The 18183-nt window shown below is 54.0% G+C and carries 15 protein-coding genes and 5 tRNA genes; 13 read left to right on the top strand and 7 right to left on the bottom strand.

Going from position 1 to position 18183, the window contains the following annotated elements; genetic code table 11:
* Positions 1-191 precede the first annotated feature (191 nt).
* Both ACO05M_RS14175 and nhaD read left to right on the top strand, forming a co-directional pair.
* A complete protein-coding gene (locus tag ACO05M_RS14175) occupies positions 192-1127 on the top strand; it encodes a DUF4892 domain-containing protein (protein WP_421864141.1) in 936 nt (311 codons plus the stop codon).
* A gap of 298 nt (positions 1128-1425) precedes the next feature.
* On the top strand, positions 1426-2889 hold the full coding sequence (nhaD, locus tag ACO05M_RS14170; RefSeq protein WP_421864138.1) for a sodium:proton antiporter NhaD: 1464 nt from the start codon (positions 1426-1428) through the stop codon (positions 2887-2889).
* A 73-nt stretch (positions 2890-2962) separates the two neighbouring features.
* Here nhaD and ACO05M_RS14165 read toward each other — a convergent pair whose 3' ends face one another.
* The 6 genes from ACO05M_RS14165 to ACO05M_RS14140 form a co-directional block, all read right to left on the bottom strand.
* Complete coding sequence (locus tag ACO05M_RS14165; protein WP_421864136.1) at positions 2963-3988, bottom strand: GGDEF domain-containing protein; 1026 nt, start codon at positions 3986-3988, stop codon at positions 2963-2965.
* 291 nt (positions 3989-4279) lie between these two features.
* Entirely contained in the window at positions 4280-5143 is an 864-nt protein-coding gene (locus ACO05M_RS14160; RefSeq protein WP_421864133.1) for an HDOD domain-containing protein, read from the bottom strand.
* 148 nt (positions 5144-5291) lie between these two features.
* Positions 5292-6035 carry a UDP-2,3-diacylglucosamine diphosphatase gene (gene lpxH, locus ACO05M_RS14155; RefSeq protein WP_421864130.1) on the bottom strand — a complete coding sequence of 248 codons (744 nt, stop codon included), beginning with the start codon at positions 6033-6035 and terminating at the stop codon, positions 5292-5294.
* Between the two features lie 21 nt (positions 6036-6056).
* A complete protein-coding gene (locus ACO05M_RS14150; protein WP_421864128.1) occupies positions 6057-6551 on the bottom strand; it encodes a peptidylprolyl isomerase in 495 nt (164 codons plus the stop codon).
* A gap of 114 nt (positions 6552-6665) precedes the next feature.
* Positions 6666-7280 carry a peptidylprolyl isomerase gene (locus ACO05M_RS14145; RefSeq protein WP_421870747.1) on the bottom strand — a complete coding sequence of 205 codons (615 nt, stop codon included), beginning with the start codon at positions 7278-7280 and terminating at the stop codon, positions 6666-6668.
* Positions 7281-7453: 173 nt separating this feature from the next.
* Positions 7454-7663, bottom strand: a complete 210-nt coding sequence (locus ACO05M_RS14140) for a hypothetical protein (protein ID WP_421864125.1) — start codon at positions 7661-7663, stop codon at positions 7454-7456.
* A 257-nt stretch (positions 7664-7920) separates the two neighbouring features.
* Between ACO05M_RS14140 and ACO05M_RS14135 the strand changes: the two genes are divergently transcribed.
* The 3 genes from ACO05M_RS14135 (at position 7921) to ACO05M_RS14125 (ending at position 12368) form a co-directional block, all read left to right on the top strand.
* Positions 7921-9609 carry a glutamine--tRNA ligase/YqeY domain fusion protein gene (locus ACO05M_RS14135; protein ID WP_421864122.1) on the top strand — a complete coding sequence of 563 codons (1689 nt, stop codon included), beginning with the start codon at positions 7921-7923 and terminating at the stop codon, positions 9607-9609.
* Positions 9610-9647: 38 nt separating this feature from the next.
* Entirely contained in the window at positions 9648-11042 is a 1395-nt protein-coding gene (cysS, locus tag ACO05M_RS14130) for a cysteine--tRNA ligase (protein ID WP_421864119.1), read from the top strand.
* Positions 11043-11154: 112 nt separating this feature from the next.
* Positions 11155-12368, top strand: a protein-coding gene (locus tag ACO05M_RS14125; RefSeq protein WP_421862467.1) for an IS3 family transposase whose coding sequence is annotated in 2 segments (ribosomal slippage) — positions 11155-11497 and positions 11497-12368 — 1215 coding nt in all. Because the reading frame shifts where the segments join, the coding sequence is not laid out codon by codon here.
* A 48-nt stretch (positions 12369-12416) separates the two neighbouring features.
* Here ACO05M_RS14125 and folD read toward each other — a convergent pair.
* Positions 12417-13274 (bottom strand): bifunctional methylenetetrahydrofolate dehydrogenase/methenyltetrahydrofolate cyclohydrolase FolD, encoded by an 858-nt coding sequence (gene folD / locus ACO05M_RS14120; RefSeq protein WP_421864116.1) that lies wholly within the window; start codon positions 13272-13274, stop codon positions 12417-12419.
* Positions 13275-13521: 247 nt separating this feature from the next.
* Here folD and ACO05M_RS14115 point away from each other — a divergent pair.
* The 8 genes from ACO05M_RS14115 to clpX all read left to right on the top strand — a co-directional run bounded on the left by ACO05M_RS14115 (position 13522) and on the right by clpX (position 18053).
* Positions 13522-13598 (top strand) — tRNA-Pro (locus ACO05M_RS14115).
* Positions 13599-13775: 177 nt separating this feature from the next.
* Positions 13776-13852, top strand: a tRNA-Arg gene (locus tag ACO05M_RS14110).
* A gap of 196 nt (positions 13853-14048) precedes the next feature.
* Positions 14049-14124: transfer RNA gene (locus ACO05M_RS14105), tRNA-His, on the top strand.
* Positions 14125-14142: 18 nt separating this feature from the next.
* Positions 14143-14227: transfer RNA gene (locus tag ACO05M_RS14100), tRNA-Leu, on the top strand.
* Positions 14228-14244: 17 nt separating this feature from the next.
* Positions 14245-14320, top strand: a tRNA-His gene (locus ACO05M_RS14095).
* Between the two features lie 191 nt (positions 14321-14511).
* A complete protein-coding gene (gene tig / locus ACO05M_RS14090) occupies positions 14512-15870 on the top strand; it encodes a trigger factor (RefSeq protein ID WP_421864113.1) in 1359 nt (452 codons plus the stop codon).
* Positions 15871-16049: 179 nt separating this feature from the next.
* On the top strand, positions 16050-16679 hold the full coding sequence (gene clpP / locus ACO05M_RS14085) for an ATP-dependent Clp endopeptidase proteolytic subunit ClpP (protein ID WP_421864111.1): 630 nt from the start codon (positions 16050-16052) through the stop codon (positions 16677-16679).
* A 93-nt stretch (positions 16680-16772) separates the two neighbouring features.
* Entirely contained in the window at positions 16773-18053 is a 1281-nt protein-coding gene (gene clpX / locus ACO05M_RS14080) for an ATP-dependent Clp protease ATP-binding subunit ClpX (RefSeq protein WP_421864108.1), read from the top strand.
* Positions 18054-18183 lie beyond the last annotated feature (130 nt).

The following is an 18183-nucleotide window of genomic DNA, read 5'->3' as shown; positions in this document are numbered from 1 at the left end:
AACAAAGCTCGATTAAATCGCTGTTCTGAAACGGGATCTGCTAAGCTGATCATGGATATCTGCCCTCGTTGATAAGGGGCTGATAATAACGGACTTTAACTCATTAACCTACTGATGGATCAGGCGCTGTAAGGTTGGAGATTGTCTGGAACAGCGGTTTTTATCGGAGTCTAGGAGTGGTGCAGGCGTCAATGAAAAGTCTTGCTAGCAACAGCCGCAACAGTCGGCAGCTGATGTATTTAATAGGGCTTCTGCTTGGTTGTATCTTTGCTGTTTCGGCTAAGGCTGCGACTGATGTCTCCGGTTCAAGCGATCTAAGTTTGGTGCAACGCTATCCCAACTCCTGGGTCGTCGACTACAGTCAGGCGACTGTTCCCGAGTACCGTCTGGCGACGGGTAAGATGAAGAAGATTAACGGTGTGATCTCTCCCCAGTCGGCACAGTACCTGTCCGGCCGGCTAACCCGGCTCACCTACCGCTTGCCCTCGGGGCGCAGCAGCCACGAGGCGTTTAGGCACTTTTCCGCTGAGTTTAAAAACCTGGGCGCAGAGGTATTGTACCGTTGCGAGGGAAGAAACTGCGGTGATAGTGACCAGTGGGCCAACTATCAGTTTGGTATCCAGCGGCTTTACGGTATTGATCGGGAACAGTACTACCAGGCCCTGCGCTTTGAAGCGGAACCGGGACCTCTTCATCTGGCGTTCTATACGGTCAAGCGGGGCAATAAGCGGGTCTATGTACAACTGGACCTAGTCGAACCATTGGCTTCGCAATCAACCCAGGTGGTCCAGACCGAAGCGGCTGATGAAGTGCTGAAGCTGCTGCAACAGAGGCAGCGTGTCTATCTGATGGATGCTGACGATGCTGGATTTGGAGGGGTGCTTGCGTTGATGCAAAAACGCCAAAATGTGCGATTGCAGCTGGTGGGTCATAGTGACCAGGGCCAAAGCATCGCGCAACAGCGACAGCGTTCAATCGAGTTGGCGTTAAGGCTGCAACAGCGGTTGCTGGATGCCGGGATTGAGTCGGGCCGAATAGAGGTCTTCGGGGTTGGGGCTCTGGCACCGGCTTATCTGAGCGCAATTCCGTCTGAACGTATCGAATTGTTGCTTGTGGCGCCCCGGTAAATTCTGAGCCGTTGTAGTTAAGATTTAACTCTGTGAAGAGGCTTTTATATCGATGGTTGAATTGCCCTGCGAGCCGCTTCTTCGATATAGATAACAGATAAACGATTTTGATATCAGCGATGAATACCTATTTGGGGATCGGTTTTGTCGTTTCGTTGGAAAGCAGTCAAGGATCTCAGCGTTGTTATAGGCTGCTTGCCCGGCTGTAGATCTGTCGGTAATAACAAAGAACATCGCATTTTCAGTGCCGGTGTTCGGCCAAACTAAGTCTAGTGTCGTGACGTGTCGGAGGGGGCCTATGTCAGACCTTGTATCAGTAAAGCCTGTCGCTTGGTTTCTATTTGTCTTGATGTTGTTGGGTGCCTGGCCTGCCATGGCGTCGGTGGGGCCGATAGATCTGACTGACAGCGGTATCGGCTATATTGCGCTGTTTGTCTTCTGTATCGCCTATGTGGTGGTGATGCTGGAAGAGAAACTCCATCTACGAAAATCGAAACCGGTGCTGGTGGCCGCCGGGGTAATCTGGGCTTTGATCGGCTGGTTTTACATTCAGCAGGGCGTAGAGCATGTGGTCGAGGAAGCCTATAAGCATACGCTGCTGGAGTTCTCCGAGTTGATGCTGTTCCTGCTGGTGGCGATGACTTACATAAATGCGCTGGAGGAGCGGCGTGTCTTTGATGCACTCCGAAGTTGGATGGTGCGTAAGGGCTTTAACTACCGAACCCTGTTCTGGCTTACCGGCTTCCTGGCTTTCTTTATCTCTCCGATCGCCGATAACCTGACCACGGCGTTGCTGATGTGTGCGGTGGTGATGAAGGTGGCCGAGGGGGATCGTCGTTTTATCAACCTGAGTTGCATCAATATCGTGGTTGCCGCTAATGCCGGTGGCGCTTTCAGTCCGTTTGGTGACATCACCACGCTGATGGTATGGCAGGCCGGATTGGTGGAGTTTCAGGAGTTCTTCGTGCTGTTTTTCCCGTCGCTGGTCAACTTTATGGTGCCGGCGCTGGTGATGAGTTTCTTCATCGAAGATCGTAGCCCCGAGCCCAGCAATGAGGTGGTTGAACTCAAGCGCGGTGCGCACCGAATTCTCGGTTTGTTCCTGTTGACGATCGCGACTGCAGTCAGTTGCCATCTGTTCCTGCACCTGCCGCCGGTACTCGGCATGATGGCGGGTCTGGGCTATCTGCAGTTCTTCGGCTATTTCCTGCGGATGACCCTGGCGGGTTCGTTAGCGAAGAAGCGTAAAATGGCCGAAGAGGCCGGGGACAGCGAGCGTCTGAAGCGCCTTGGTAGTGTGGTGCCGTTCGATGTGTTCAACCGGGTCGCCCGGGCCGAGTGGGATACCCTGCTGTTCTTCTACGGAGTTATCGTCTGTGTCGGGGGGCTGGGCTTTATGGGATATTTGGCGATGATGTCGGACCTGATGTATACCCAGTGGGATGCCAGCAGTGCCAATATCGCCCTCGGAATCATCTCTGCGGTTGTTGATAACATACCGGTGATGTTTGCCGTGTTGACGATGGAGCCGGCGATGTCCCAGGGGCATTGGTTATTGATCACCTTGACCGCCGGGGTTGGGGGCAGTCTGCTATCGATCGGTTCGGCAGCCGGGGTCGCCTTGATGGGGCAGGCGCGGGGGTATTACACCTTCTTTGGCCACTTGAAATGGGCCCCGGTGATCTTTCTGGGATATGTGGCCAGTATTTGGGTGCACTTCTGGCTCAATGCTGATCAGTTCGGAGTCTTTAAGAGTCTCTAACAGGGATGGTAAGTCAAAAAAAACGCCGCAAATTGCGGCGTTTTTTTTGGCTCATTTTGAGCGGGGCTGTCGCTCAGAGCTTCGGTAGCGCAGTGACCTGGTTTCGACCATTCCGTTTGGAGGCGAACAACCCCCGGTCCGCTCGTTCCATCATCTCTTCAAGGGTTTCGTCGGGGTGCAGCTCCGCGACTCCCACCGAGGCAGATAGGGTTCCCAGCACTTCACGGCTGCTGCGGCGTTTAATGGTATTGGACTGGAATCGTTTAAGGATGTTGAAGGCCACGGTTTTGGCTTCCTGCACCTTGGTATCGGGCAGGATGACCGCAAACTCGTCGCCGCCGTAGCGTGAGATCAGGTCGGAGCCTCGAGTTGCATTCTTAAGAATTTTGGCGGCAAAACAGAGAACCTGGTCGCCGACCAGATGGCCGTGTTTATCATTGAATGGCTTGAAGTTATCCAGGTCGATCATCAGTACCGATAGGTTCGGCTGTTGAGTGCCGTCCGCGGTCAGTTTTCGTAGTGCGCTGTCAAGTCCGCGTCGGTTAGATACACCGGTCAGTGGATCGGTGAAGACTTCTGATCGAACCTGATCGTACTGCTCTTTCAACAGTGAAACTTCGTCGTTTGTCTGGCGAAGCTCGGTTTCCATCGCGCAGATAGAGGTATCCATACGCTGGGTCTCAGTGACCAGGTGTTGGATAACATCTAGGACCCCGTCCAGATCGGTGGACTCGTCACTGAGTATCTCTTTGGAATGTACCAGCGTCTGGTGGAAGTGTTTGGCTTCCGCCTGGGGGCGTTCGGTAAGGCTAAGGACCTGCTGCAGGATCTGTTGTAAACCGGCGCGAAACTCGTCCAGCCGCTCGTCGGTGTGGCAGCCGAAATGTTCTTGATAGAGCTTATCAAGTTCGACGGCCAAGCTGTCGCCTTTGCTGTTGAATTGGGATAAGCGGAAGCTCAGGCCCGGGTTTTGACCGCTGATATGCTCATAGCCGACGCTGTAATGGGACGGTACGGCTTTGACCTTGTTGGATTTGAGCCAGTCGAGAGTTTGATTGGCCAATTCCTGGCTCTGTTCCAAATCTTTATTGTTGCTCATCAGGGTTCCTGTGGGAGCGGTGATTGATCGGCGTATCCAGGTGCCTGATCAGGGCGGCAGTAGCTGATTGACTGGGCCCTGAAATCAATCGAGTACAACACTTAAGCCGTTTTATTCTAAGCCTTTTTAATGAATAAACCGCGGAGAAATAGTAATGATCGCGTCTGCGATTTGAAAGTCAAGCAAGTTGAGCGGATCAGTTAACCCAGATCAGGTAATAGGCGCTTTGACAGCGGATCTTTAGTGGGAAGCATGGCGATCGAGCGCCAGTGCTTAGCAGGGGCCGGTCCGCTAAAAGATAGCCGTCGCCCCTGGATTGATAATAGAAAGTACCTCCAAGGATTCGATATTGGCCTCCATTGCGATGGTTTCGATCTCGGTTTCGGTTAACTGTGTGTCGCCTAACTGCAGCTGATCCAGCTCGTTCAACTGTTCACCGAGATTGCTGTTCTTAACCTCGGGCTCAACGCAGTTGGTGATCTTGAGGGATAGGCTTAGTAGTTGGCACTCAGGTGCCAGGCGGTCGGTCTGTTCCGGATTGTGTTGGTATTTAACCGGCACCCATAAACGGGCAGGGAGGTGCCAATGTTCCAGCAGTGCGGCGCCAAGGTCCGCAGCATCAAACCCTAGCCAGCGGCGCTCGAGCTCATGCAATGGGGTGTGGTCTTTAGCCTGCTGTAACTGCTGGGCATAATCTTTCGACATGGTGGTCAGCAGTACCAGACGCCCAATATCGTGCAACAGCCCCATCAAAAACTGAGCTTCGCCATTCCCTTTATGTGTCAGGCGGTACAGTTTCTTGGCAATCAGGCCGCAGTAGACACTGCGATGCCAGAAACTATCCATATCAATCAGCTCGGTAGAGATATTTCCGAAGACACTGGCGGCGCTGGAGGCAAGAATCAGTGAGCGGATCTCGTCGGTACCGATTAGATTGGTTGCGCGGTTGATGGAGTCGATCTGCGCAGGGAAGCCATAGAAAGCGCTGTTGACGAGTTTCAACAACTGAGCGGACAGTGCCGGATCATGACCGATGACTTCGGCAATCTCTTCGATTGATGAGGTGTCGGACTCGATCAGTTCGTTAATACGGATTACAACGTCAGGCAGCGAAAGTAACTGGTCAACACCATCGATGATGTCATTGGGAGTCATAGGTGGCCCCGTCATTGTTGTTATTGGTATTTAGCGGCTGGTTCAGCGTTGAAATTATTGCACAGCTTTGGCTGCCGATGGGCTGAAAACTCCATGTCGGCACTATACCCTTTAGTCGAAACCCTTTAGTCGAAGCGGATAAGCAGTTTCAGCTATCCGTTTTTTTACTGTCGGGCGTGATGTCGAAACTAACCAGTTTTCGACTGCCATCGGCGTCGCAGCTCAGATACCAGCCCTGTTCACCCCAGTCTCCCAATACGATACGCTCGGCGGCTTGATGATCGATTTCTAGTTGGTGCGTAGCGGGTCGATGGGTATGGCCATGGATCATCAGCTGAACCTGATGAGACTGCAGCTGATTGGCAACTTCGCTTGGTGTGACATCCATGATCATCAAGCTCTTACCGGCTTTGGCTTGCTTGCTCTGTTGTTGAATCCGTTCAGCAATTCGCTGCTTCACTCTGAGCGGTACGACGTATTGCAGCGCAAAGATAAAGCGGCTGCGAATGATGCGGCGATACTTCTGGTAACCGGCATCGTCCAGGCAAAGGCTGTCACCATGCATCAGCAGAGTTGGCTGACCGTAGAGATCGATCAGGGTCGGATCTTTGAGTAGCGTTGCTCCGGCCTTGTCGCAGTATCGCTGGCCGAATAGGAAGTCCCGATTCCCATGCATCAGGTAGATACGGGTTCCTTGCTGGCTGAAGCGTTTGAGTTTGTCAGCCACCTCCAGCGTAAACGGATCTTCGTATAACCAAAGGTGGAAGAAGTCGCCCAGTATATAGAGAGCTTCTGCGTTCTGGGCGGTGGTATCGAGAAACTCGAAAAACGCCCGCGTCAGGTGCGGGCGTCGGGGATCCAGATGCAGATCCGAGATAAACAGGGTGGTCACGGCGGTGAACAGCTCCGGTGTTTAGTCGGATACCACAGCGGAAGTGATGATCACATCGTCAACCGGTACATCCTGATGGCCGGCACGGCTGGTGGTCTTCACCGCCTTGATCTGGTTAACGATATCCATGCCTTCAACCACCTTGCCGAACACCGCATAGCCCCAGCCTTCGGTGGACTTGGAACGGTGATCCAGGAAGTTGTTGTCATTAACATTGATAAAGAACTGTGCGGTGGCGCTATGCGGATCCATGGTGCGGGCCATCGCCAGAGTGCCGGTTTCATTGCTCAGGCCGTTGTCGGCTTCGTTCTCGATCGGTGCTTCGGTCGGTTTTTGAATCATGCCCGGTTCAAAACCGCCACCCTGAATCATGAAACCGTCGATGATGCGGTGAAAGATTGTTCCGTCATAGAAGCCGTTGCTCACATATTCGCGGAAGTTGGCGCAGGTTTTCGGTGCTTTTTCGTCGTCGAGCTCGATCTTGATTTCGCCGAGGTTGGTTTGAAGCGTGATCATGACGGTTATCCTTCTATCTATACAAATACCGATATCGCCGGGACAGGCGTCGGCCGATTATAGGGGGCTGGCGCACTGTTGGCGAATATCGTTGTGGTTCAACAACAGCCTAGTCTAGCGAACACTGGCTTTGCTGATAATGATCGGCTCGGCCGGGACGTCTCGGTAGCCCCATTTGCTGGTAGTGGAGACCTGCTTGATCTGATTGACAACCCCCATGCCCTCGACGACTTTGCCAAAGACCGCATAACCCCAGCCTTGATTGGTCTTGGACTGGTGGTCAAGGAAGACGTTGTCGTTGACGTTGATAAAGAACTGCGCGGTGGCGCTATGGGGATCGCCGGTCCGGGCCAGAGCGATTGAGCCGGTTACGTTGCTCAAGCCGTTATCGGCTTCGTTTTCGATCGGGGCCTGGGTCGGTTTTCTTGACATGCTGGGGGTGAAACCGCCGCCCTGAATCATAAAGCCGTTGATAACACGGTGAAAAATGACGCCGTCATAATAGCCGCTCTTCACATAGGCGATGAAGTTCGCCACGCTCTTGGGGGCTTTTTCACGGTTTAATTCGATGACGATGTTTCCCATATTGGTTTCCAGCAGCACCTGTTCGGCTTGTGCTGATGGGCTGGGCGCGTTGGCTGGCGTCGCGTTAGCGGTTTGATCTTGGGCGTATGAGACCGAATTGCTTAGGGCAAACAGGAAAGCAGCAGAGGTTAGGGCTTTTAACAGCTTTTTCACGGTAGGTTTCCATTAACAGAACTGAAGCCGCTTTGATGCCATGGGGACCTATTAACTGTCAACCGATCGGATCAAGTCCGGGGGATAACAGGGCGAACAAGGTGCTGGATGGTATCAAAGCGCTTAAGACTTTCTTTTATAGGTAAAGGGCAATTAACGACAGCTTAATTACGAAAGGCCGCTTTCTTCCAAGGGTCCAGGTCGGAATGTCTGCGCCCCGGGTTTTGGCGGCGATCGGGGTTGCCGGGTTGGAAGCGGATCTGGCCGCGCCGGTCCGGAATCTTACGACGTACTCTGACACGCCGATTCGCCGGATTTGGTTTGCTGTCGGTGGTTGGAATCTGTTTGGGTTTAGCGAAAAGTTTGAAAAACATCAGGCATCTCCTTGCCTTTGGATTGGAATGAGTCCATTCGAGAGTGCGCGGGGGCGGATTGAGTATAGATCATCCTGGCGGAAATTCGGTTTGGTCGGTGTTTCTGTGAGCGATGATGCGACGCTGGTGCGATCAAGCGGGAGAATTCAAGTCGTTGCCCTCCCCAGGGTGGTCGCGTAGGGGTATAATCCCCGCCTTTGCCCGCCTTATCTGCGGCGGATGTTGCTCCTTCTACAGTTGGAATCTCTAGACGGCCTATGAGCTCTCAATCAAACACTTCACAAGTCTCCAACTTTATCGCCCAGATCATCGAAGAGGATCTGGATAGCGGTAAACATGCTTCGATCCTGACCCGGTTTCCGCCGGAGCCCAATGGCTACCTGCATATCGGTCATGCCAAGTCGATCTGTGTCAATTTCGGTCTTGCCAAGCAGTTCGGCGGTGCCTGTAACCTGCGTTTCGACGACACCAATCCGGCCAAAGAGGAGCAGGAATATGTCGATGCGATCAAGCAAGATGTGCAGTGGCTAGGCTTCCAGTGGAATGACGAGGTTCGTTATGCCTCGGATTACTTCGATCAGTTCTATGCCTGGGCTCAGCACCTGATTCGTGAAGGTAAGGCCTATGTCTGTGATCTGAGTGCCGAAGAAGCCAGTCACTATCGGGGTTGGGCAACCGAGCCCGGCAAGCCGAGTCCTTATCGTGACCGCTCCGCCGAAGAGAGCCTGGATCTGCTTGAGCGGATGAAGAATGGCGAATTCGAAGAGGGTTCCCGGGTGCTGCGGGCCAAGATCGATATGGCGTCACCGAACATGAATTTGCGTGATCCGATCCTGTACCGGATTCGCAAGCAGTCACACCACCAGACCGGTGACAAATGGTGTATCTATCCCAGCTATGACTTCGCCCATGGCCAGGAAGATGCGATCGAGGGGATCACCCATTCGATCTGCACCATGGAGTTCGCCGATCACCGGCCGCTGTACGAGTGGTTTATCGAAAATTTGCCGGTACCGAGTCAGCCGAAACAGTATGAATTCGGCCGCCTGAATCTGAACTACACCGTGACCAGCAAACGCAAGTTGAAGCAGCTGGTTGACGACGCTGTGGTGGCCGGTTGGGACGATCCGCGGATGCCGACCATCTCCGGTCTGCGCCGGCGCGGTTTTACCGCTGAATCGATCCGGAATTTCTGCTTCGGTTTGCCGGTATCGAAGTCCGACGGGGTGGTCGATATTGCCCAATTGGAATTTTCGATCCGAGATGACCTGGATAAGAATGCACCGCGTGCGATGTGCGTGCTCGACCCGGTTAAATTGGTTGTGACCAACTTCGCCGAGCATATCGATGCAGAGGTGGAAACCATGGTCGCCCCGGCGCACCCGAAGATCGATCTGGGAGAGCGTCAGCTGCCGTTTACTGCCGAGCTCTATATTGATCGGGCCGATTTCTCTGAAGACACCACCTTGTCGCGCAAGAAGTTCAAGCGTCTGGTGTTGGGCGAATACATCCGCCTGCGCAGTGCCTACGTGATTAAGGCCGACGATGTCGTTAAAGATGACAGCGGCGAAATTGTCGAAATCCGTGCCAGTCTGGTGCCGGGCACCGTGGGCGAGAATCCGCCCGAGGGGATCAAACCCCGCGGCGTCATTCACTGGGTGTCGGCTACCGAGGGCAAACAGGCCAAGGTACGGATCTATGACCGGCTGTTCAATCATCCCGCGCCGGACAAGGGCGAGGATGATTTCATGCAGCATCTGAACCCGGATTCTTACCTTGAGCTGGATAACTGTTGGGTTGAGCCGGGACTGGCTGCCGCTGTACCGGAGAGCGGTTTCCAGTTTGAGCGGGAAGGGTATTTTGTGGCCGATCGGTACGACCACAGCAGCGAAGCGCCGGTCTTCAACAAGACCATCGGGCTGCGCGATACCTGGGCCAACAAGTAAGGCGTGCCACCAAGTCAGCTGAGATAGTAGGGAGCAGCATGAGTTTACAGATTTACAACACGATGACCCGCCAGAAAGAGGTCTTCACGCCCATAGAGCCTGGAAAGATCCGTATGTATGTCTGCGGCATGACGGTTTACGACTACTGTCATCTGGGTCATGCGCGAGTGTTGGTGGCGTTTGACGTGATTACCCGCTATATGCGTGCCAGTGGCTACGATGTGCATTACGTACGCAACATTACCGATGTCGATGACAAGATCATCAAGCGTGCCAATGAAAACGGCGAAAGCTGTGACGCGCTAACCGAGCGCTTTATCGCCGCCATGCACGAAGATGAGGCGCGCCTCGGCGTGCTGTCGCCGACCGAAGAGCCGCGTGCTACCGCCCACATTGATGGGATTGTCGAACTGGTGAAGACGCTGATCGAGAAAGGGTTTGCCTACGCCGCGGATAATGGTGATGTTTATTACCGTGTCGCTAAATTTGTTGATTACGGCAAATTGAACAACCGCAATCTTGAAGAGATGCAGGCGGGTGCTCGGATCGATGTGAATGATGTCAAAGAGCACCCCGGTGACTTTGTGCTCTGGAAGTCGGCTAAGCCTGGCGAAGTCAGCTGGGAGTCGCCCTGGGGGGCGGGACGTCCGGGTTGGCACATCGAGTGTTCGGCGATGTCCAAGTGCTGCCTGGGTAGCAGCTTCGATATCCACGGCGGTGGTCCGGATCTGAAGTTTCCTCACCATGAGAACGAGATTGCCCAGAGCGAGGCGGCCAACGGCGTCAAGTACGTCAATACCTGGATGCACGCTGGCGCAATCCGGGTAAACAACGAGAAGATGTCCAAGTCGCTGGGCAACTTCTTCACGATCCGAGAGATTCTCGAAACCTATCACCCGGAAGTGGTGCGTTACTTCCTGACGGCAGGGCATTACCGCAGCCAGATCGATTACTCCGAGGCCAGCCTGAAAGAGGCCAAGGGAGCGCTGGATCGCTTCTACCATGCGTTACGGGGTATCGAGCCGGTGGAAGAGGGGCAGCTGGACAACGACTATGATACGCGCTTCAGGGCGGCGATGGACGATGACTTCAATACGGCGGGGGCGCTGTCGGTGTTGTTCGAGCTGACCCGTGAAATCAATCGGGTCAAAGAGGATGCGCAGCAGGCGGGTCGTCTGGTATCGCAGCTCAAGCGTTTGGCGGGAATTCTGGGCTTGTTGCAGCTGGATGCAGAAGCTTATCTTCAAGGTGGTCAGGATGATGTCGGCGACGGGCCGAGTGCCGAGCAGATCGAGGCGTTGATTGTTGAACGGGCAGAGGCGAAGAAGGCTCGTGATTTTGCTCGTGCCGATGAGATTCGTGATGATCTGAAATCACAGGGAATCATTCTGGATGACAGTCGCGAAGGCACGACCTGGCGTCGTGAGAGCTAAGCGGCGGCAGCCGTGATTGAGTCAAAAAAGGCGCCTTAAGGCGCCTTTTTTTATTGGTCTGTCCCGTCCTGAATAACGTTGACACTTTTCGATCATTAACTCGGGAAGTGACATGAAAACAAAGACTAAACGTACTCAGAAAGATTATTCCCTCGCCTTTAAATTGTCGGTTGTCGACCAAGTAGAAGCCGGTGAACTGTCCTATAAGCAGGCACAGCAGCGTTACGGCATCCAAGGTCGCTCAACCGTATTAGTTTGGCTACGTAAGCATGGCAGGCTAGATTGGTCTCAAGGATCAGATCACCAGGCAAAACTAATGTCAGACAAGCCTTCAGAACTTACCCCAGAGCAGCGGATCAAGGAGCTTGAGCAACAGTTGGCAGATGCCCAGCAAAAAGCGGAGTTCTTCGAAGCGGTGGTTGATGTGCTCAAACGGGATCACGGGGTCCGTGTCGTAAAAAAGCCTCGCGGCAAGTCATCGAAGAACGGCAGGTCACAGGGCTGACGGTTACTCGAGCTTGCCAAATCCTCGGTATCAGCCGACAGGCCTACTATCAGCAACGCCAGCGAGCGAAACAGCAAGCAAAGATGCGTTGTTCCATACTGAGCTTTGTTCAACGTGAGCGTATGCAGCAACCTCGGCTGGGAGCGCGTAAGCTACTGTCCCTGCTCAATGCCGAAACGGAATGTAAAATCGGCCGGGACAAACTATTTGAACTGCTCAGGGATCGCCGCTTATTGGTCCAGCGACGCCGGGCATATCACAAGACTACGCAGAGTCATCATCGTTTCTGGTGCCATCCTAACTTGCTAAAGCCCGGTGCAGAGCAAGAGCAAGCCACACGGCCAGAACAGATCTGGGTCGCGGATATCACCTATCTTCCAGTCAGGGACGGAGAGGCCTATCTGAGCCTGGTTACCGATGCGTATTCACGCAAAGTCGTCGGCTATCACGTACACGGTGATTTGAGGGCTGAGTCCGTATTAACGGCCTATCAGAAGGCCTTGGATGGTTACCAAGGTAGCGCCGGGCTTATCCATCACTCTGACAGGGGGATACAGTACTGTTCAAAGCGCTATCAGGCCGTACATAAGGAGCACGGTGTGCGTTGTTCGATGACGGATGGGTATGACTGCTATCAGAATGCGCTTGCGGAAAGAGTAAACGGGATTCTGAAAGGTGAGTATCTGCTGAGAAAGCCAGAGGATCTAGATCAGGCCACGATCATGGTTGATGAGTCGATCCGACTCTACAATACACGGCGGCCACATATGGCCTTAAAATACAAAACGCCCGATGAGGTGCATCGGGCGTTTTCAACCTGAAAGGATGTCAACCTATATCAGGACAAGACAGTCTGGATTCTGTAGAGATCAGGCGTCGTGGAGGACGTCGGCAGCGTAAAGGGTGCTTTCCATCAAGGTTGCAACCGTCATCGGGCCAACGCCACCCGGCACCGGGGTGATCCAGCCGGCCCGCTCGGCCGCCGGTGCATACTCGACATCGCCGACCAGTTTGCCGTTATCCAGTCGGTTGATGCCCACATCGATAACGATGGCGCCGGGCTTGATCCATTCGCCTTTGACCAAGCCGGGCTTGCCCACCCCAACCACCACAATATCAGCCTGGGCGACTTTGCCGGCCAGGTCTTGAGTAAAGCGGTGGCAGGTGGTGGTGGTGACGCCGGCCAGTAGTAGCTCGAGAGTCATCGGTCGGCCGACGATGTTGGAAGCGCCGACAATGCAGGCGTCTTTGCCGCGAATGGTCTGGCCGGTGGACTCCAGCAGCGTCATTACCCCTTTGGGGGTGCAGGGGCGCAGTACCGGCATGCGCTGGGCCAGGCGGCCGAGATTATAGGGATGGAAGCCATCCACATCTTTGTCCGGGCGGATGCGTTCCAGAATCTGGTTGGAATCCAGATGCTCGGGCAGGGGGAGCTGGACTAGGATGCCGTCAATGTGGTTGGTCTCATTGAGTTCGTCGACCAGGTTCAGCAGTTCCTGCTGGGTCGTTTCAGCGGGCAGATCGTAGGCGGTAGACTGGATGCCTACCTCTTCGCAGGCACGACGCTTATGGCTGACATAGACCTGAGAGGCCGGGTCGCTTCCGATCAAGATCACTGCCAGTCCCGGTGCGCGCTTTCCTGCGTCCAGGCGGGCTTGTACGCCGGCCTTAACCTTCTGTTTGACGTCGGAGGCGACCTGTTTGCCGTCGATGATCTTTGCGCTCATGAAGCTGCCTTTTTGCCCTTTATAATGAAGCCGTATAACCGGCGGTAAAAATGAGGCTGCGATTTTCGCACGGAAAGCCCTGTAGGCAAAGTTAGGGTCTGTGATTAGCGGCAGAATTTATTCGATGGGGACGAATTTCTCGGCTTGATCCGTTGCGGGTGAAAATCTAAAAAAAGAGGTTGACCTGAATCTCCGCAGTTGTAGAATACGCACCTCTTTCAACGCGGCCATTCAGTCGTGTGACAGTCGGGGTATAGCGCAGTCTGGTAGCGCGCCTGCTTTGGGAGCAGGATGTCGGGAGTTCGAATCTCTCTACCCCGACCACTTTCTTCTACGATTCCTTCTTTGTCTCTGCATGAATGGACTTGAGTGCTTACGGGTTTTTATCGGTTGAAATTCGTCAGGCTGATGTTGCATTTCGTCGCGGTGGCTCTACAATTCGCTCCACCTGAACAGGTGCTGATTCGTGGCTTGTTCAAATAATGTTCGCGTAATCTTTGTGCGCCCTTAGCTCAGCTGGATAGAGCAACGGCCTTCTAAGCCGTAGGTCACAGGTTCGAATCCTGTAGGGCGTGCCATTCTGCTCAGTGCGGCTGGATGGTCTGGTTAAGTGCTCGAATGCAAAACTGTTTTTTTGAAGAAAAAGAGGGTTGCATTTCGCGCTGTGCACGCTAAGATACGCGCCACCTCGTCAAGCGGGGTGTTCAGGGTGACAAGGTTTACCCTCTGCAGGAGCTTTTCTGCAGCAGTCGAAAGACTGGTTTTGCATTAGTGGTGGGCGTAGCTCAGTTGGTAGAGCCCCGGATTGTGATTCCGGTGGTCGTGGGTTCGAGCCCCATCGCCCACCCCATTAATGCATCCTGTCATTGCGGACGTGGTGAAATTGGTAGACACGCCAGATTTAGGTTCTGGTGCCGAGAGGTGTGAGAGTTCGAGTCTCTCCGTCCGCACCATGACAGCTTTAGAGATGGTGGGCGTAGCTCAGTTGGTAGAGCCCCGGATTGTGATTCCGGTGGTCGTGGGTTCGAGCCCCATCGCCCACCCCATCTCTTGCACTCTTCTTTGTTTCCTCTCCTTGCTTTAATTTGTCTCTATTCCAATACCATTTGGGTGTTGGTCGAATTCTGTCGGTTACGCTTGACTCCGTAGCGGTGATGGCAGAAAATTTCGCCCCTTTAGATTTAGCTATGGCGGCGAATGGTTTGGCCGCGAGTAATTTCATTTGTGAGGAAAATCCATGCAAGTTTCTGTTGAGGCGACTTCTTCCCTTGAGCGCCAGATGACGGTAACCGTTCCTGCGGAGCGGATCGAGGATGATGTCAATAGTCGGTTAAAACAGACTGCGCGTACTGCTCGTATCGACGGTTTCCGTCCCGGCAAAGTGCCGATGAAGGTGCTCAAGCGCCGTTACGGTGTTGGTGTTCGCCAGGAGGTTCTGGGTGAAGTGATCCAGCAGTCCTTCTATGAAGCGGTCACTCAGGAAAACCTGAAGCCGGCGGGTGGCCCGAGCATCGAGCCGAAGCAGAGCGAAGAAGGTCAGGATTTCCAATATGTAGCGACTTTCGAGGTGTATCCGGAAATCGCACTGGCTGATTACTCCGCGGCAGAGATCGTTAAAGAGACCTCTGAAGTTGCTGATGCTGACGTTGAAGAGATGGTTGAGACCCTGCGCAAGCAGCACTCTGCCTTCAGTGACGTGGAGCGTGCTTCAGAAGACGGTGATCAGCTGAACATCGACTTTGAAGGCTTCAAGGATGGTGAGGCATTCGAAGGTGGTAAGGCCGAAGGTCATGACCTGGTCCTTGGTTCCAGCACCATGATCCCTGGCTTCGAAGACGGTCTGGTCGGCAAGTCCGCCGGTGAAGAGATTGAGCTGGAGCTGACCTTCCCGGAGCAGTACCACTCAGAAGAGCTGGCCGGTCAGGCGGTTGTGTTCAAGGTTAAGGTCAACAAGGTTTCCGCCCCGGAACTGCCGGAACTGGATGCTGAGTTCTTCAACAAGTTTGGTATCGAAGAGAGCGATCTTGACGGCTTCAAAGGCGAGATCCGCAAAAACATGGAGCGCGAAGTTAAGCAGGCGCTGCATGCCAAGCTGAAGAACAAGGTTCTGAATGAGCTGGTTAAGCTGAACGATATCGAAGTGCCTCAGTCACTGATCGACGGCGAAGTCGATCGTCTGCGTCAGCAGGCGGTACAGCAGTTTGGTGGTGGCGCCAACATCGACGCCAGCGCGCTGCCGGCTGAGCTGTTTGCTGATCAGGCTAAGCGTCGTGTATCCATCGGTCTGCTGGTGGGTGAGCTGATCCAGGCCAACGAATTGAAGGCCGATGCCGACCGTGTACGTTCTACCATCGAAGAGATGGCGCAGACTTACCAGCAGCCGCAGGAAGTGATCGACTACTACTACGGCAATCAGGAGCAACTGGCTCAGGTTGAAGCGCTGGTGCTGGAAGATCAGGTTGTTGATCTGCTGGCTTCTCAGGCTAAGGTGACCGAAGAAGCGGTCTCCTATCAGGATGCGATCAAGCCGGCTCAGCCGGAAGAGGTTGAAGAAGCGCCTGAAGCTGAAGAAGAGAAGGCGGAAGCGGCTGAATAAGCGCGTTTTCGTTGACCGGGCGCGGCTCGGTTGATATCTATAGAAACGGCAGTCGGCGTTATCGCCGCCTGCCGTTTTTTATCGCTAAGTGGCTCGTTTGGTTTTTTGAGCCACTGGTGAGCATCGGACCGGGAGGGTCGGATGCGGTCTCCCATTAAGAAACAGAATAAGGGTTTGCTATGCAGAACGAGATTCCCGGCGCCAGCATTATCACTTCATCCGGTCTGGTGCCGATGGTGGTCGAGCAGACTGCGCGCGGAGAGCGTTCCTATGACATCTATTCACGACTGCTGAAGGAGCGGGTTATCTTTCTGGTCGGACAGGTTGAAGACCATATGGCCAACCTGGTGGTGGCGCAGTTGCTGTTTTTGGAGTCTGAAAACCCGGACAAGGATATCCATCTTTATATCAACTCTCCGGGTGGTTCGGTCACTGCCGGACTGTCTATCTACGATACCATGCAGTTCATTAAGCCGGATGTCAGCACCATGTGCCTCGGCCAGGCTGCGAGCATGGGCGCGCTGCTGCTGGCTGGTGGTGCCAAAGGTAAGCGCTACTGTTTGCCTCATTCGCGGATGATGATTCACCAGCCGTTGGGTGGCTATCAGGGTCAGGCGACCGATATCGAGATCCATACCCGTGAAATCCTGACAATTCGTGAGAAGTTGAATCGTATCCTGGCCGGGCATACCGGGCAGAGCATCGAAACCATTGCGCAGGATACCGAGCGGGATAATTTCATGGATGCTCAGACCGCGGTTGATTACGGTTTGATCGACCAGATGGTCGAACAGCGCATTAGTGAATGACACGCTAATATTATTCGATAGCAAGCTTGAAAAACCGGGTGCTTGTCTGCATTAATGAGCAGATGAGTACCGTGTTGTAATTGAGGGAGTTGAATGTCTGACGATATCAACGGAAAAGGTGGTGACGGGAAGCTGCTTTACTGCTCTTTCTGCGGTAAGAGCCAGGACGAAGTACGCAAGCTGATTGCCGGCCCATCCGTCTTTATCTGCGACGAGTGCGTTGATCTGTGTAATGACATCATCAGCGAGGAAGTACAGGAGCCTGGCGCGGAAGAGTCCAGCGACCAGTTGCCGGTACCCCAGGAGATCAAGCTGACCCTGGATGAGTACGTAATCGGTCAGGAGAAGGCCAAGCGGGTGCTTTCGGTGGCGGTTTATAACCACTACAAGCGGTTGCGATACCAGAGTGGTCAGGATGAGGTCGAGCTGGGTAAGAGTAATATCCTGCTGATCGGTCCGACCGGTAGTGGTAAAACCCTGCTGGCACAGACCTTGGCGCGGCTGTTGAATGTGCCCTTTACCATCGCTGATGCAACCACGCTGACCGAAGCTGGTTATGTGGGTGAGGATGTCGAGAACATCATTCAGAAGCTGCTCCAGAAATGCGATTACGATGTCGATAAGGCCCAGATGGGTATCGTCTATATCGATGAGATCGACAAGATTTCGCGTAAGTCGGACAATCCGTCGATCACTCGGGATGTGTCCGGTGAGGGCGTGCAGCAGGCGCTGTTGAAGCTGATCGAAGGAACCGTGGCTTCGGTTCCGCCTCAGGGGGGGCGTAAGCATCCCCAGCAGGAGTTTTTGCAGGTCGATACCTCCAATATCCTGTTTATCTGCGGTGGCGCTTTCGCCGGTCTGGAGAAGGTGATCCAGGATCGCTCCGAAAAGAGCAGTATCGGCTTCTCGGCCTCGGTTAGCTCCAAGGATAACGGCAAGAGTGTGGGCGAAACCCTGCTCGATGTTGAAGCCGAAGATCTGGTCAAGTACGGCCTGATTCCGGAGTTCGTGGGTCGTCTGCCGATGGTGGCGACGCTGGCGGAGCTGGATGAAGATGCGTTGATGCGGATTCTTACCGAGCCGAAGAATGCATTGACCCGCCAGTATCAGAAACTGTTCGAAATGGAAGGCGCCGATGTCGACTTCCGTGAGGATGCGCTGAAGGCCGTGGCCCAAAAGGCGATGGAGCGGAAAACCGGTGCTCGGGGGCTGCGCTCCATTCTGGAGGCGGCGTTGCTGGATATCATGTTCAATCTGCCGTCGCTGGAGAACGTCAGCAAGGTCGTGATTGACGAAGGGGTGATTCGTGAGGAATCCGAGCCTTTGATGATCTATGATACAGCTGAGCCTGCTAAGGCGGCACCTGACGAGTAAATCGTATCCATTGAAAAAAGGGCCTTGGAGGCCCTTTTTTGTTTGTCCACTCAAAGCGGGGCTTGTAATCCCATTGTTCGCCCCAATCATCAGTAACGTTACACTCTAGCGGGCAGTCTATCGTCCGTGT

It is taken from the genome of Motiliproteus sp., assembly GCF_965230735.1.
GTDB lineage: Bacteria > Pseudomonadota > Gammaproteobacteria > Pseudomonadales > Balneatricaceae > Motiliproteus.
Note: the sequence above shows the minus strand (reverse complement) of the source record. Positions and strands in the feature narration are given on the sequence as shown.

Coding starts and splice junctions, on each gene's coding strand:
- tig (WP_421864113.1), top strand. CDS start 14,512: ATGCAAGTTTCTGTTGAGGCGACTTCTTCCCTTGAGCGCCAGATGACG.
- ACO05M_RS14135 (WP_421864122.1), top strand. CDS start 7,921: ATGAGCTCTCAATCAAACACTTCACAAGTCTCCAACTTTATCGCCCAG.
- clpP (WP_421864111.1), top strand. CDS start 16,050: ATGCAGAACGAGATTCCCGGCGCCAGCATTATCACTTCATCCGGTCTG.
- folD (WP_421864116.1), bottom strand. CDS start 13,274: ATGAGCGCAAAGATCATCGACGGCAAACAGGTCGCCTCCGACGTCAAA.
- ACO05M_RS14150 (WP_421864128.1), bottom strand. CDS start 6,551: ATGATCACGCTTCAAACCAACCTCGGCGAAATCAAGATCGAGCTCGAC.
- clpX (WP_421864108.1), top strand. CDS start 16,773: ATGTCTGACGATATCAACGGAAAAGGTGGTGACGGGAAGCTGCTTTAC.
- nhaD (WP_421864138.1), top strand. CDS start 1,426: ATGTCAGACCTTGTATCAGTAAAGCCTGTCGCTTGGTTTCTATTTGTC.
- cysS (WP_421864119.1), top strand. CDS start 9,648: ATGAGTTTACAGATTTACAACACGATGACCCGCCAGAAAGAGGTCTTC.
- ACO05M_RS14160 (WP_421864133.1), bottom strand. CDS start 5,143: ATGACTCCCAATGACATCATCGATGGTGTTGACCAGTTACTTTCGCTG.
- ACO05M_RS14175 (WP_421864141.1), top strand. CDS start 192: ATGAAAAGTCTTGCTAGCAACAGCCGCAACAGTCGGCAGCTGATGTAT.
- ACO05M_RS14140 (WP_421864125.1), bottom strand. CDS start 7,663: ATGTTTTTCAAACTTTTCGCTAAACCCAAACAGATTCCAACCACCGAC.
- ACO05M_RS14165 (WP_421864136.1), bottom strand. CDS start 3,988: ATGAGCAACAATAAAGATTTGGAACAGAGCCAGGAATTGGCCAATCAA.